10 protein-coding genes are annotated in these 14,024 nt (G+C 62.5%); 2 read left to right on the top strand and 8 right to left on the bottom strand.

The genetic code is table 11. The features are described 5' to 3' along the window. Window positions 1-147: 147 nt before the first annotated feature. Window positions 148-939 carry an ABC transporter ATP-binding protein gene (locus tag ICI42_RS08465; protein ID WP_188164116.1) on the bottom strand — a complete coding sequence of 264 codons (792 nt, stop codon included), beginning with the start codon at window positions 937-939 and terminating at the stop codon, window positions 148-150. 64 nt (window positions 940-1,003) lie between these two features. Here ICI42_RS08465 and ICI42_RS08460 point away from each other — a divergent pair, with 64 nt between their 5' ends. After that, on the top strand, window positions 1,004-1,423 hold the full coding sequence (locus ICI42_RS08460) for a cupin domain-containing protein (RefSeq protein ID WP_188164115.1): 420 nt from the start codon (window positions 1,004-1,006) through the stop codon (window positions 1,421-1,423). Between the two features lie 61 nt (window positions 1,424-1,484). On the opposite strand, the gene hydA is transcribed toward ICI42_RS08460, so the two are convergent. The 5 genes from hydA to ICI42_RS08435 all read right to left on the bottom strand — a co-directional run bounded on the left by hydA (window position 1,485) and on the right by ICI42_RS08435 (window position 6,210). Then, window positions 1,485-2,936, bottom strand: a complete 1,452-nt coding sequence (gene hydA, locus ICI42_RS08455; protein WP_188164114.1) for a dihydropyrimidinase — start codon at window positions 2,934-2,936, stop codon at window positions 1,485-1,487. Beyond that, window positions 2,936-3,313: a type II toxin-antitoxin system PemK/MazF family toxin gene (locus ICI42_RS08450; RefSeq protein WP_188164113.1), complete on the bottom strand. Its 378-nt coding sequence runs from the start codon at window positions 3,311-3,313 to the stop codon at window positions 2,936-2,938. The genes hydA and ICI42_RS08450 overlap by 1 nt, the downstream gene beginning before the upstream one ends. After that, window positions 3,310-3,522, bottom strand: coding sequence for an antitoxin MazE-like protein (locus tag ICI42_RS08445; protein WP_188164112.1), 213 nt, complete (start codon window positions 3,520-3,522; stop codon window positions 3,310-3,312). The genes ICI42_RS08450 and ICI42_RS08445 overlap by 4 nt, the downstream gene beginning before the upstream one ends. A 35-nt stretch (window positions 3,523-3,557) precedes the next feature. Then, window positions 3,558-4,808 (bottom strand): Zn-dependent hydrolase, encoded by a 1,251-nt coding sequence (locus ICI42_RS08440; protein ID WP_188164111.1) that lies wholly within the window; start codon window positions 4,806-4,808, stop codon window positions 3,558-3,560. A gap of 73 nt (window positions 4,809-4,881) precedes the next feature. Beyond that, window positions 4,882-6,210 carry an aspartate aminotransferase family protein gene (locus ICI42_RS08435; protein ID WP_188164110.1) on the bottom strand — a complete coding sequence of 443 codons (1,329 nt, stop codon included), beginning with the start codon at window positions 6,208-6,210 and terminating at the stop codon, window positions 4,882-4,884. Between the two features lie 232 nt (window positions 6,211-6,442). On the opposite strand from ICI42_RS08435, the gene ICI42_RS08430 reads away from it, so the two are divergent. After that, entirely contained in the window at window positions 6,443-7,081 is a 639-nt protein-coding gene (locus ICI42_RS08430; RefSeq protein WP_188164109.1) for a TetR family transcriptional regulator C-terminal domain-containing protein, read from the top strand. 24 nt (window positions 7,082-7,105) lie between these two features. Here ICI42_RS08430 and ICI42_RS08425 read toward each other — a convergent pair whose 3' ends face one another. Together ICI42_RS08425 and ICI42_RS08420 are read right to left on the bottom strand one after the other, a co-directional pair. Further along, window positions 7,106-11,893 (bottom strand): translocation/assembly module TamB domain-containing protein, encoded by a 4,788-nt coding sequence (locus ICI42_RS08425; RefSeq protein ID WP_188164108.1) that lies wholly within the window; start codon window positions 11,891-11,893, stop codon window positions 7,106-7,108. A gap of 10 nt (window positions 11,894-11,903) precedes the next feature. Further along, entirely contained in the window at window positions 11,904-13,841 is a 1,938-nt protein-coding gene (locus tag ICI42_RS08420; protein ID WP_188164107.1) for an autotransporter assembly complex protein TamA, read from the bottom strand. Window positions 13,842-14,024 lie beyond the last annotated feature (183 nt).

Here is a 14,024-nt window from a genome sequence, read left to right as displayed (position 1 = left end):
GGGCCGTCATTTCGGCTTTCGCTAATTATCCAGGTTGCAGAAAAGGCGGACAGCATGGAACTGCCAATCTCCCCCCTTGCGGGGGAGATGTCCGGCAGGACAGAGGGGGGCGCCATAAAGTGCCGACCTCCATGTGACGACACATCCTCAATCATCATAGCTGTGCCCTGCCCTCAGGCCGTCGCGCACACGTGCTGCGATTTCCAGGAACTCCGGCGTTTCGCGGATGTCGAGCGGCCGTTCGTGCGGCAGCGTCGATTCGATGACATCCGTCACGCGTCCCGGGCGCGGAGACATCACCACGATGCGGGTCGAGAGATAGACCGCCTCCGGAATGGAGTGGGTAACGAAGCAGATCGTCTTCTGCGTGCGCGCCCAGAGCTTCAAAAGCTGCTGGTTGAGATGGTCACGCACGATCTCGTCGAGTGCGCCGAAGGGCTCGTCCATCAATAGCAGATCGGCATCGAAGGCCAGCGCGCGCGCAATGGAGGCGCGCTGCTGCATGCCGCCCGAAAGCTGCCAGGGATATTTGTGCTCGAACCCGCTCAGTTCGACCAGATCCATCGTGCGCTTGATCCGCTCTTGCTGCTCGGCTTTCGACAGGCCGATGATCTCGAGCGGCAGAGCGATGTTCCGGTCGATGGTCCGCCACGGATAAAGCGCGGCGGCCTGGAACACATAGCCATAGGCGCGGGCATGGCGCGCCTGCTCCGGTGTCATGCCATTGATCGAGATAGTGCCGGATGTCGGCTGCTCCAGATCGGCGATCACGCGCAGGAACGTCGTCTTGCCACACCCCGACGGGCCGATGAAGGAGACGAATTCGCCCTTCTTGATGGTCAGATCGACATCGGTGAGGGCTACGACGGGACCGTCATTGGTCCGGAAGGTCAGCCCGAGGCCGTTTGCCTGGACGACGGTTTGCGTATTTCCTATCATGCGAACTCATATGGCTGGCAGGTTGACTGAGACTGCACTGTCGTTCCGGGAAAGGATAGCCGTGATGGATGCGTCATCGAAGCCCACATGCAAGGTCGTGCGGCGCGCCGATACCTATGGCGGCAAGCAGGGTCTCACCTATACCAAGGGCATCTCCACGCAAAGCGTCGGTTCGACGGGCATCTGCATGCATGTCGTCACCATCCCGCCGGGCGGGCGCGCCAAGGCGCATCTGCACGAAGCGCACGAGACCGCCGTCTACATCCTGTCGGGAGTTTCCCGCACCTGGTTCGGCGACCGGCTGGAACAGTTCACCGACATGGTCGCCGGCGAGATGATGTATATTCCCGCAGGTGTGCCGCATGTGCCTGAAAACATCGGCAGCGAACCGTGCACCGCCGTCATCGCCCGCACCGACCCGAACGAGCAGGAAAGCGTCGTCTTGCTGCCGGAACTGGATGCCGTCTTGCCGGCGGCGAATTAGCCGCCGGGCCTGATGGGAGAAACGTTGCGATGCGGACCCGATAGCCCTCCGCATCGACGTCTCAGACGCCCGAGGCCGGAATGCCGCTGCGCTCGATCTTGCGCGGCGCGACGAGTTCCTTCCAGGTCGACAGTGCGCGGTTGACCGCGCCGTTCGGCTCGCGGGCAACGAATTCGCCGGTTCCCGGCTTCGCCTTGATCTCGCTTTCCTGCACAGCCAGTTCGCCGCGCGTAAACACGAAACGCGGCAGGCCGGTCACCTCGAATCCCTCGAACACATTGTAGTCGATTACCGACTGCTGCTTCTTCGCGGTGATCGTCTTGGACGCTTTGGGGTCGATCACAATGATGTCGGCGTCCGATCCGACCAGAATCGCACCCTTCTTCGGATACATGTTGAGGATCTTGGCGATGTTGGTCGACGTCACGGCGACGAACTCGTTCATCGTCAACCGTCCGGTCGCCACGCCCTTGGTCCACAACACCGGCAGGCGATCCTCGAGACCGCCGGTGCCGTTCGGGATCTTGGTGAAATCGCCAACGCCATTGCGCTTCTGCTCAGTCGTGAAGGCGCAATGGTCCGTCGCCACGCATGACAGCGAACCCGACTGCAACCCCGCCCACAGCGAATCCTGATGCTGCTTGCTGCGGAACGGCGGGCTCATCACGCGGCGCGCCGCATGATCCCAGTCCTTGTCGAAATACTCGCTCTCGTCCAGCGTCAGATGCTGGATCAGCGGTTCGCCATAAACCCGCATGCCTTTCTGGCGCGCGCGTCGGATGGCTTCATGGCTCTGCTCGCAGGAAACATGCACGACATAGAGCGGCACATTGGCCATATCGGCGATCATGATCGCACGGTTGGTCGCCTCGCCTTCCACTTCCGGCGGACGCGAATAGGCATGGCCTTCCGGACCGTTATTGCCTTCTGCCAAAAGCTTCTGCGACATGGCCGCCACCAGGTCGCCATTCTCGGCATGGACGAGCGGCAGCGCTCCGAGCGCCGAGCAGCGCTGGAACGATGCGAACATCTCGTCGTCATTGACCATTAGCGAGCCCTTATAGGCCATGAAGTGCTTGAAGGTGTTGATGCCGCGGTCGACCACCTCGGCCATCTCATTGAAAACCTGCTCGCTCCACCAGGTGATCGCCATGTGGAAGGTGTAGTCCGAGCAGGCCTTGACGGACTTGTTGTCCCACATCTTGATCGCGTCGAGCAGCGATTGCCCCGGATTGGGCAGGCAGAAGTCGACCACCATGGTTGTGCCGCCGGCAAGGGCTGCGCGGGTGCCGCTTTCGAAATCGTCGGCGGAATAGGTGCCCATAAACGGCATTTCGAGATGGGTGTGCGGATCGATGCCGCCCGGCATCACATAGCAGCCCGTGGCGTCGAAGGTTTCGTCGCCCGACAGGTTCGGCCCGATACCGACGATCTTGCCGCCCTCGATCTTCACATCGGCTTTGTAGGTCAGGTCGGCGGTGACCACGGTACCGTTCTTGATGACTTTGGACATTATTGCTCCCCGTTCCCTTCCTTCATCGGCAGAGGAAGGATTGCCTGCCTCAAACCGGTTATGTTGATCAATGCGGCTTCCAGCCGCCACATATCCTTATCTGCCAACCGGCCGATCACTCGGCTCATCGCTGACTTCCGCAGATGCGTCACCTTGTCGACCATGATCTGCGAAACATTCTGCAAGCCATTTTCTGGCGACGGGTTGATGGTTGGCCTGAAATTTGGCGCGTCGGCGAGAAAGGTCGTCAGAGGGCAAAGGATCAACGTCTCATGCATCTCTATATATTCGTCAGCGTGCAGAACGACGGCGGGTCGTGGTTTGCCGAGATCACCTTGGAACGCCGCCGTAACCATGTCGCCGCGGGCTAGGATCACGACATATCCCAGTCTTGATGAGCCTGATCATCGATAAGCTCTATTATCCCGGCCTCACGATCAGCCTCGACGGCAGCGCGAGCCTGTCGAGCCGCCTCCCGACGATAGACGTCGGTTGTAGTGTCGGGCACCCAAATTTCGATTGGCCGGTAACCCTGGCGGATGAGTTCAGCACGTTCCTCTTGCGAGATTTCCCTAGGTCGCCCCATTGCAACTCTCCTGTCAAACGGCTCAGAGTTCCATTCTACTCCACGATCTCCGCCGTCTCCAGCACGGCGTGGAACAGCACGTCCGCGCCGGCGCCGGCCCATTCCTTGGAAATATCCTCCGCCTCATTGTGCGAGAGACCACCGACGCAGGGGCACATGATCATCGTCGCGGGGGCCACTTTCGCAGCCCAGCAGGCATCGTGACCGGCGCCGGAAATGATGTCCATATGCGAATAGCCGAGCTTTTCGGCAGCGGACCGGACGCGGCCGACCAGCGTGGGATCGAATGTGACGGGATCGAAATGCCCGACCGCCTCGACCGAGCAGCCCACGCCGATCTCCTCGCAGATCCTCGCGGCTTCCGACTCGATCCTGGCGCGCATGCGGTTGAGCTTGTCGAGATCGGGCGTACGGATATCGACAGTGAACACCACCTTGCCGGGCAGCACGTTGCGCGAGTTGGGCGAGAACAACACCTGCCCTACCCCGCCGACTGCGCCGGGCTGCTCCGACATGGCGACATCCTGCACCATTTCGATGATCCGGCTCATGGCCAGACCGGCATTGACGCGCATGGTCATCGGCGTCGAGCCGGTATGCGCTTCCCTGCCCGTCAAGGTGAATTCCAGCCACCACAGGCCCTGGCAGTGCGTGACGACGCCGATCTGCCTGTCTTCAGCTTCCAGGATCGGACCCTGCTCGATGTGATACTCGAAATAGGCGTGCATCTTGCGCGCGCCGACGTCCTCGTCGCCGAGCCAGCCGATACGCTTCAACTCGTCGCCATAGGTCTTGCCCTCGGGATCCTTGCGCGAATAGGCGTAATCCAGCGAAAGCTGCCCGGCAAACACGCCAGAAGCCAGCATGGCCGGCGCGAAACGCGCGCCTTCCTCGTTGGCCCAGTTGGTCACGACGATCGGATGCCTGGTCTTGATGCCGAGGTCGTTCATCGACCGCACCACTTCAAGCGCCGACAGAACGCCCAGAACCCCGTCATATTTGCCGCCGGTCGGTTGTGTATCGAGATGGCTGCCGACATAGACCGGCAACGCGTCCGGGTCGGTCCCCGGCCGAGTGGCGAACATGGTCCCCATCTTGTCGACGCCCATGGTCATACCGGCGGCGTCGCACCACGACTTGAAGAGGTCGCGCCCTTCCTTGTCTTCGTCGGTCAGGGTCTGGCGGTTGTTGCCGCCGGCAATGCCGGGGCCGATCTTCGCCATATCCATCAGCGAATCCCACAAACGATCGGAGTTGATTCGCAAATTCTCGCCGGGCGCGGCCATGCACGTCATTCCTTCCATTCCACTCGATCGAGAGGCCGGCGGTTCCCGTCGCCGGCCTCGCGCTATGTCAAAGTCAGTCGATCATCCGCAGCACTTCGCGCACATGATCGATCAGTTCGTTGATCTGGCCCTTGGTGATGATCAGCGGCGGCGACATCGCGATGATATCGCCGGTGGTGCGGATCAGCGCGCCGCGCTCATAGGCCTTCAGGAAGGCTGAGAACGCACGCTTGGTAGGCTGGCCGGCAATCGGCTCGAGTTCGACGGCGCCGATCAGGCCGATATTGCGGATGTCGATGACATGCGGCTCGCCCTTGAGCGAATGCAGCGCATCCTCCCAATAGGGCGCCAGTTCCTCGCCGCGCGTCAGCAGCCCCTCTTCCTTGTAGGTCTCGAGCGTGGCGAGACCAGCGGCGGCCGCGATGGGATTGCCGGAATAGGTGTAGCCATGCGCGAACTCGATGAGGTGTTCGGGTCCGGTCATGAAGGCGTCGTGGATTTCCTTCTTCACAAACACCGCGCCCATCGGGATTACGCCATTGGTGACGCCCTTGGCGGTGACCATGATGTCGGGGATGACGCCGAAATAGTCGGCGGCGAACGGCGCGCCGAGACGGCCGAAGCCGGTGATGACTTCGTCGAAGATCAACAGGATGCCGTGCTTGTCGCAAATCTCACGCAGGCGCTTGAGATAGCCCTTCGGCGGGATGAGCACACCGGTAGACCCCGCAACCGGCTCGACGATGAGGGCCGCGATGGTGGAAGCGTCATGCAGGGTGATGATGCGCTCGAACTCGTCGGCAAGCTCGGCGCCGTGCTCCGGCTCGCCGCGCGTGAAAGCGTTCTTGCCCGGCTGATGCGTATGCGGAATGTGGTCGACGCCGGTCAAGAGCGTGCCGAACATTTTGCGGTTGCCGACGATACCGCCGACCGAGATGCCGCCGAAATTGACGCCGTGATAGCCGCGCTCGCGGCCGATCAGGCGCGTGCGCGACCCCTGGCCCGCGACGCGCTGATAGGCGAGCGCGATCTTCAGCGCGGTTTCGACCGATTCGGAACCGGAATTGGTAAAGAACACATGGTCGAGCCCCTTGGGCGCCATATCGACGAGACGGTTGGCAAACTCGAAGGCAATGGGGTGGCCCATCTGGAAGGCCGGCGCGTAGTCGAGTTCGGCGGCCTGCTGCTGGATAGCCTCGGTGATCTTGGGGCGGCAGTGGCCGGCATTGACGCACCACAGGCCGGCGGTGCCGTCGAGAATCTTGCGGCCGTCGCTGGCGGTGTAGTGCATGTCCTTCGCGGAAACCAGCATGCGCGGCGACTGCTTGAACTGACGATTGGACGTGAACGGCATCCAGAATGCCGACAGATCGTTGGGCACGGCGTTGAGTCTGTTCGACATTACCAAGCTCTCCTCTTTATCGATGACCTTGTTTGATTGCGGCCAACGCTTGGTCTTCCCCGGTTTTTCATGCTAGGCATTTTTTGACCAATTGGACAAACGTTAGCACCGTCTTATCGACGGTCAAGGAAATAGTAGCGGAAATGGTCTGTCTCCGACGCGCTCCACAGAACTGGAAGAACTGGTCCAGCCGATTGGTCCAGCTGCATCCGGAAGCCAGTGGAATTCTACCATGAGCATCGAGGCAGCCGCCCCTCGCCGCACCACGCGCATCCAGCAGGAGAAGCGCGAAAAGATTCTCGAGGCAGCCTTGGACGTCTTCTCGGCCAATGGCTTCCGGGGCGCGACCATCGACCAGATCGCCGAAGCCGCCGGCATGTCTAAGCCCAACCTGCTCTATTATTTCCGCGGCAAGGAAGACATGCACACCACGCTGATGGTGCGTCTGCTCGAAACCTGGCTGGCGCCGCTGCGCGAACTCGACGATGTTGGCGATCCCGTCACCGAGCTGCGCAGCTACATCCGCAAGAAGCTGGAGATGTCCCGCGACTTCCCGCGCGAAAGCCGCCTGTTCGCCAATGAGATTCTGCAGGGTGCGCCACGCATCAAGGAATTGCTCGAAGGCGAGTTGCGCTCGTTGGTCGACGAGAAGGCCAACATCATCAAAAGCTGGATGCGCGCCGGCAAGATCGCCCGCACCGATCCATGGCACCTGATCTTCGCCATCTGGGCGACGACCCAGCATTACGCCGATTTCGACGTTCAGGTCCGTTCCGTGCTGGGGCCGGACCGGGGCGGCGACGGGCGGTTCGAGGATGCCGCGCGCTTTCTCGAACAACTCTTCATCGACGGGCTGAAGCCGGGAAAATAGTTCGACTTTTCCGGTCCGAACTCCTCAATATTCCTTTTCGTAGAAAATACCGCCCTTGGCCTCACCATCGTCGCGCGCTTCGCCGCGCAGCTTGACGCCACGGCCGATCCTGAGGTCGATGCCGACCCGACCGGAACCCGGCTGGTCGCCTTTTTCGAGCGTCAGATAGGTGCGGTCGTTGAGATATTTTCCGACCGAGACAGCGGTGCCGCCGCCTTCGGTGGTGCGCAGGTCGAGGTCGTCCACGCCGAGCCGGTTGCGCAGGGTCGTCAGCAGCGAGGTCGCACCGTCGACCCCTGCAAGCTCAGCGGCGGCGGACGCAAGCTGGGCGATCTGCAGCGGCGACAGATTGGACATCGAGCGACCAAAGATCAGGCGCGCCAGCACCTCGTCCTCGGGCAATGCCGGAACCGAGCTGAACGTGAAACGGGGATTGTTGGCTGCACCCGTGATGTTGATGGTGACCGTCGCGTCCGATGCGCTCGATTCGGCTGTGAAGTTCAGTGTCGGAACGAGCGAGCCGGCAAAGGTGACGGAGCCCGCGCTGAAATCGAGCCTTTGGCCCAGCACTTCCAGCCGCCCGCGTGTCATGGTGAATTGACCCACCGCGCTCGGCGATGTTGCCGGGCCGACAAGCTTCAGATTGCCGCCCATTTCAGCGTCGACGCCACGGCCCTGGATGAAGATCCGGTTCGCCGCTCTGATGTCAATGTCGAGTTTGAGCCCACTCTGCCCACCGGTAGCCTCTTCGGGCCTCAAGGCCCTGTCCTGGGCCTTCACGGCAGGGGGCGGGTTGCGATGCTGCACGTTGAGCTGTGCCAATGACGCCGGCAGATTGGTCGGAATGGTAATGACCGTCCGCGCGAGATCGATGGATCCCGACAAGGTCGGGGACGACACCAGCTGACCACGTATCGCCAGATTGGCGCTGAAATTCGCCGCCACAACCTGCCCGTCCGTGTAGCGCCCGTCGACCACCGTGATGGTGATGTTGGCCGGGAACCCGGACCCCGGCGCGGTACCGACGGTGCCGCTGACCGACAGCCTGCCGCCGCTCGACAGCGTGCCGTCCATGCGGTTGATGGTGGCGACGTTGTTGGCGATGGCTATGTCCAGCGACAGGTCGTTCACCGCGAGCCCCGCCGACGCATAGACGACGCGCGCGCCGGAGGCCCTTACGGAGCCGGTTATGACGGGAGCAGAAGCCGGACCGCGCACGGTGACATTGACATCGGCGGCGCCGTCGATGGCAACCGATTGCGCGGCCAGTTGCCGGTCGAGGATGGCGAATGGCACCCGGCCGGAGAAAGTGAGGTCCAGCGCCGGCGTCCCGGCAATGTTGACGCTGCCGCCGCCCTGGATGCTTGTTCCGAAACCGTCGCCGATAGTCGCCTGGAAGGTCAGCCGGTTATTGGCCAGATTGCCCGTCGAGGTGACGTTGAGCGAGCCGACGCCGGCACTGCTCAGCGCAGCTGCCTGCACACCACTGGCCCGCAGATCGTAGGCGACGTTCGGGCTGGTCGCGGGACCGGTTGCCCTGACCGTGCCGTTGATGGTGCCGGCGAGCCCGAGACCGGGCGAGAAGCTGTTGGCGAGCGCCGCCGGCACATTGGCCAGGGTGGCGTTGACGTCCAGCGTCGGCGTGCCCGCAATGCTGACGCTGCCTTCGCCGCGAATGTTCATGCCGCCGCCATTGGCGACCGTAGCCTGGAACGTCAGCCGATTGTTCGCCAGATTGCCCGTGGAGTTGACGTTGAGCGGCGGAATGCCGGCCATCTGAGCGGTTCTCAAACCGGTCGCACGAAGATCGTAGGCAACAGTCGGGCTGGTGGCTGGACCGGTGGCTTTCACAGTGCCGTTGATCGTGCCGGCGAGGCCGAGACCAGGCGAGAAGCTGTTGGCGAGCGCCGCCGGCACATTGGCCAGCGTGGCGTTGATGTCCAGCGTCGGCGTATCGGCGATGGTGACGCTGCCGTCGCCGCGAATGTTCAGCCCGCCGCCATTGGCGACCGTCGCCTGGAAGGTCAGCCGGTTGTCGGCGAGATTACCGGTCGAGTTGATGTCGACGGGTGGAACTCCGGCAAGCTTGGCGGTTTGCATGCCCGTGGCGCTAATGTCATAGGCGACCGAGGGGTTGGAGGCCTCGCCTGTGGCTTTCACGGTGCCGTTGATGCTGCCGGCGAGCCCGAGCTCAGGCGAAAAAGTGTTGGCAAGCGAAGCCGGCACATTGGCCAGCGCGACATCGAGGTTCAACGTCGAACCGGCCGTCCCGTTGATGGTTGCAGTGCCACCGCCCACCGTGACAGCAAGACCGTTCAGCTCCGCCGTGCCATTGGCCACCGTGATGGTCGAAGGCTTCGAAACCGCCGCCGCGAGGCCGCGAATTGTGGCATCCGCCGAAGCGAGTTCGACCGTGGTCACGCCATTGGCAATGCGCACGCGGCCTGCGGCGCGCGCCGGAATGTCGGTCACGACAGCGCCGCCGTCGAAGCTCGTCCACTCGCCATCGCTGGTCAGCGCGACATCGACATCGCGCACAACGGTGGTGCCGGAGGTTACGGTCTCCGCCTTGATTGTGCCGGCGATGGTCGGCATCTCGACGTAGTTCGTCAGCAGCGCATCGATCGCGACCGTTTGGGCCGACAGATCGCCGCGCGTCAGCGAGGCGGTGTTGAGGACGACCTGCACCTGCGGAACGCCGCCCGGCTTGGTGAAGTCCACCGAGCCGGTCACGTCGCCGGATGCGCTGTCGAGCGCTAAAGCTGCGAGCGGACTGATATCCGGCAGGTTGATCGTCAGCTTGCCCACCGGAAGGAACTGCTCGTCCAGCACGATATCGCCGGCAATCTTGTTCTCACCCAGCGAAAGGGCAAGCCCATCGATGCGCCGTTGACCGTCAGTGGTGCGCAAGACGGCATTGCCTGAAAGCGCCTCGCCGCCCACGCTGCCCGACAGTTTCACATCGGCTGCCGGATTGGCGAAATCGGCGCGGCCCGTTGCGGTCAATTTCAGATCGTTGATCTCGCGGCCGACGGCTTCCAGCCGGCTGCTGCTGATGTCGAAGGACAGGTCGGGACCCGAAAGCGGCCCACGCGCCGTCAGCGCGAAATCGATGGCGCCCTTGGCCACCGGCGAGACCCGCGAAATGTCGGAGTAGGACCCCTTGATATCGGCGGAAATGGTATCGCCGCTCAGGCTGCCAAGCCCGGTCGCGGTCAGCGCGCCCGAGGTCAGCTGGATTTCGTTGGCGGCAAACGCGCCTTCCGCGTCGCGCGTCGCGGTTGCCGAGAACTGCACCCGTTCGTCCAGCGGCGCCCTTACAGCTTCCGGCAACGCGATGGTCGCAACATCAGCGCTCATGGCAAGCTCGACCGCAAGATCGGCCAGTGTGACTTTCGCGGTCACAGTGCCGTTGAGCGTGTCGCTGGTGATGGTGCCGCTGTTGACGACAACCTCTTCCTGGCTGATGCTGCCGCCCAGCGTCGCCTTGACCTGTCCAGCCACCAGCGGCGCAAGCGTTGCAACGTCGGTTTCCAACCGCCCGGCGGCCAGGTTGATGTCAACCGGCCCGCTGCGGTCGGCGACGTTGAAGCCATCGGAATGGATGGTCGCGTCGAGGTTGTGTACCTTGGTGCCGCCGGCAAACACATAGGCAAGCGACGCGCCGACATCGAGCATCGGCTCGGCCCCATCGCCGAAGATACGCACCGTGGCGTTCTTGACGGCCACGTCTATGCGCTGCGCATCGCCGAAGCTCAGCGCCACCGGCTGATCCGTCGTGTCGAGCTGGAAGGAGAAATCGCTGGCGCCCTGCGGATTGATGATGCCGGACCCCGAACCGGTCAAGGCGCCGGTGCTGAGGTTGCCACGCTCGAGTTCGACGCCGCCGCCCGACAACAGCGTGCCGGCGAGGTCGAAGTTCGTCGCACCTGTCAGCACGGGCTTGAACGCGTCCGGCACGAAACGGTCGAACTGGCCGTCGCCCTTGACCTCAAAGCGGTTGCCGCCGTCGACGGCCTGATGGCGGCCCAAAAGCTGGGCGATGACGGCGCCGTCGATGGTGACGTTGCCCTGCCCGCTCCAATCCGCCAGCGGACCCTCGCCGGACAGTGTCGCCTGCACCGCGGGCTGGTCCGAAAGGCCGAGCAGATTGGCGATGATGCCGCCTTGCGGCTCGGATGCCTGCAGGTTCAGCACCAGCGTGTTTTCATTCGGTGCGAAATTGATGTCGGCGACGATCGTACCCTGCTTGCCATCGGTGCGGGCGACATTCAGCTTGGATTCGATAGCGTTTATGGAACGGTCCACCCGCAACATGCCGTCGGCGGACAGCTGCGCAACGCCGCTGCCGGCCAAAACCTCGCCCATGGCGATATCGGGCAGGTCGATCTTGGCGATGTCGATCGATACGGGCAGTGAGAAACCGGTGCTGCTGGGCTCGGACGGCGTTTCGCTCGCCTTTGGCAGCCTTGCCACCTCGATACGCTGGGCGGAAATCGACTCGGCACGGAAGGTCCGCGACAACAGCGCGGTCGGCGACCAGTCGACAGCGACATCGCGCAGAGCCAGCCAGGCGCCATCGCGATCGCCGATCACGACGTTTTCGACCGTCAGCGCGCCGGACCATATACCGTCTATGCCGCTGATCCTGACCGTCATGTCGGGCGACGACGCCATGGTCGAGATCAGGCCGGCAAGGTTGTCTCGGCCACGCGCCGTCAGCGTGAACACCGCGACCGCACCGATGGCGAGTGCGAGCACGAGCAGCACAACGTTGCGAAGAATGCGAAGTAGCCGCTTGGCGAGTTTCATGGCCGCTTCCTCAGAATGACTGGCCTATGCCGGCATAGATGCCGTAGTCGGGGTCATGCGGTTCGGGATTGAGCGGCACCGCGACATCGACGCGAAGCGGCCCGAAAGGTGTCAGATAGCGCAGGCCGACGCCCGCGCCCACCTTCAAATTGGAAAAGTCCGGAAACTGCTCTTCGGAGACGGCGCCCGCGTCGATGAACGGCACGACGCCGATCGTATCTGTCACCTGGGCGCGGACCTCAACGGAGCCTTCCAGCAAGGACAGTCCGCCGAGCGGCGTTCCGTCGGCGTTGCGCGGTCCGATGCCTTGATAGGCATAGCCGCGCACCGACCCGCCACCGCCCGCGTAGAAGCGTCTGTCTGCCGGCACGTCCTCGATGCTTGCGCCGACGACCGACCCCGCATTGATGCGGCCGGCGATGATGTATTTCGCATCCTCGTCGATGGCGTAATAGGTCGAAGCCTCACCGCGAACCTTCGCGAATGCCTTGGTGTTTTCGATGTCGTAAGTCGGCTCGATATAGGCGAGCGCTCGCCATCCCGTCGTTGGGTTCAGCTTGTCGTCGCGATTATCGAACTGGTACTGCAAGGGTATGCTGGCGAGCAGATATTCCTTGCCGTCCGGGTTGAACGCGTCGGTTACATCAGCATATTCCAGCGAGAACTCCGCCGAGACCTGCTGCGTCTTGGTGAGGTCATAGGAGAGGCCCACGCCGCCCTTCACCGAGAAACGGTCATAGGCGTCGGGATGCTCGAAGACTGTCTTCAGGTTCGAGAAGAATTTCGAATTGGGGCCGACGACGCCCGGCTTCTCGAACATGATCCCGGCATTGTAATTGAGTTTGCCGAGGTCCTGGCTGCCGATGCCGCTTATGGAGCCTTCGATGCGCAGCTTTTCCGCCCGCCCGAACAGGTTGCGATGACCCCAATAGCCTTCAAGGCCGAGGCCGTCGGTGTTGGAAACGGTAGCGCCGACACCGAGATAGCGCTGCTTGCGCTCCGTTACCTGAACATTCATCGGAATCTGGCCAGCCGCGTTTAACGCGTCTGCCTTGTTGACGGCAACGCTGTTGAACACTTCGAGCGCCAGCAAGCGGTCACGCGCATCGTCGACCTCCTCGGGCGAATAGGTCTGGCCCTCGGGAAGCCCGGTCATATAGGCGGTGAAATCGCGGTCGACGGCTTCCGTGCCTTCGACCGTGGTCGGGCCATAGCCGGCAATGGGGCCAGCCTCGACATCCATGGTCACATCGAGCGTCAGAGTATTGTGATCGGCCACGACCTCGCGACCTGTGATCTTCGCCAACGGACGACCTTCTTCCTGCAGCGCCCTGACGATGCGCGCTTCAGCCCGGAGAATGTTGTCTGAAGACGCATCGCCTCCCGAGATCAGGCCGTAGTCGGCGCCTATGACCTTGGCGGCATCGCCCTGGAGCTTGATGTCGCCTAGAACGAATCTCGATCCCGGATCGATGCGGATCGCGACTGCGATGGGTTGCGGACCGGTGAATTCAGCGTCGGGGGGCAGATCATCCAGGTCTCGCCCGTCGATGAAGATCGTCACCACGCCGTCATAACGTGCCTTGGAAAACAGCGCTGCGACCAGCCGCTCACGGTCGCTGCGCGCGCGTGACAGAAGGCCGAGCGAGCCGGAAACCGGCGTTTCCTGGTCGCTGACCAGAAGCGACGCCGTGTTCATGACATCGGTCAGTTCCTCGGTATCAGGGCCGGTAACCTCGAGAGTCGCGGCATAGCGCAGCGGATCGACGATATCGGTCGTCTCTTCTTCCGCAGAGCCCCACAGGCGGATGCCGAAAATCTCGAACGCCATGGCTTGATGGGTCTGGATGGCGACCAGAGACACGGAAATGAGCAAAGCCGCGGTCGTGCGAACGCGCGCGCGACCCGCTTTTACACCTCTGATACTCTGCACTCGTACTGTCGACATCAGGTCAAGTTATGGCCCAAACCTAAAATTGGAATAAACATTTTAGCCTTTCATCAAGCATATCAATCGATCTGCTGAGATTTCGCGAAAGCTTCCAGAGGCCGCCTCGCGCGAAATCCTGCTGAAACATTCGTTTGGCAAAAAGCACGCCATCATTCCGGAATGCGGAATATCATGGGCACG

It is taken from the genome of Oryzicola mucosus (assembly GCF_014534685.1).
Taxonomy (GTDB): domain Bacteria; phylum Pseudomonadota; class Alphaproteobacteria; order Rhizobiales; family Rhizobiaceae; genus Oryzicola; species Oryzicola mucosus.
The sequence above is the reverse complement of the archived record's forward strand: the minus strand, read 5'-3'. Positions and strand labels throughout refer to the sequence as shown.

What these genes read in the sequence shown, in the direction of transcription:
- ICI42_RS08460 (WP_188164115.1), top strand. Translation starts at nt 1,004, where the DNA reads ATGGATGCGTCATCGAAGCCCACATGCAAGGTCGTGCGGCGCGCCGAT.
- ICI42_RS08465 (WP_188164116.1), bottom strand. Translation starts at nt 939, where the DNA reads ATGATAGGAAATACGCAAACCGTCGTCCAGGCAAACGGCCTCGGGCTG.
- ICI42_RS08440 (WP_188164111.1), bottom strand. Translation starts at nt 4,808, where the DNA reads ATGGCCGCGCCCGGCGAGAATTTGCGAATCAACTCCGATCGTTTGTGG.
- ICI42_RS08435 (WP_188164110.1), bottom strand. Translation starts at nt 6,210, where the DNA reads ATGTCGAACAGACTCAACGCCGTGCCCAACGATCTGTCGGCATTCTGG.
- hydA (WP_188164114.1), bottom strand. Translation starts at nt 2,936, where the DNA reads ATGTCCAAAGTCATCAAGAACGGTACCGTGGTCACCGCCGACCTGACC.
- ICI42_RS08425 (WP_188164108.1), bottom strand. Translation starts at nt 11,893, where the DNA reads ATGAAACTCGCCAAGCGGCTACTTCGCATTCTTCGCAACGTTGTGCTG.
- ICI42_RS08430 (WP_188164109.1), top strand. Translation starts at nt 6,443, where the DNA reads ATGAGCATCGAGGCAGCCGCCCCTCGCCGCACCACGCGCATCCAGCAG.
- ICI42_RS08420 (WP_188164107.1), bottom strand. Translation starts at nt 13,841, where the DNA reads ATGTCGACAGTACGAGTGCAGAGTATCAGAGGTGTAAAAGCGGGTCGC.
- ICI42_RS08445 (WP_188164112.1), bottom strand. Translation starts at nt 3,522, where the DNA reads ATGGGGCGACCTAGGGAAATCTCGCAAGAGGAACGTGCTGAACTCATC.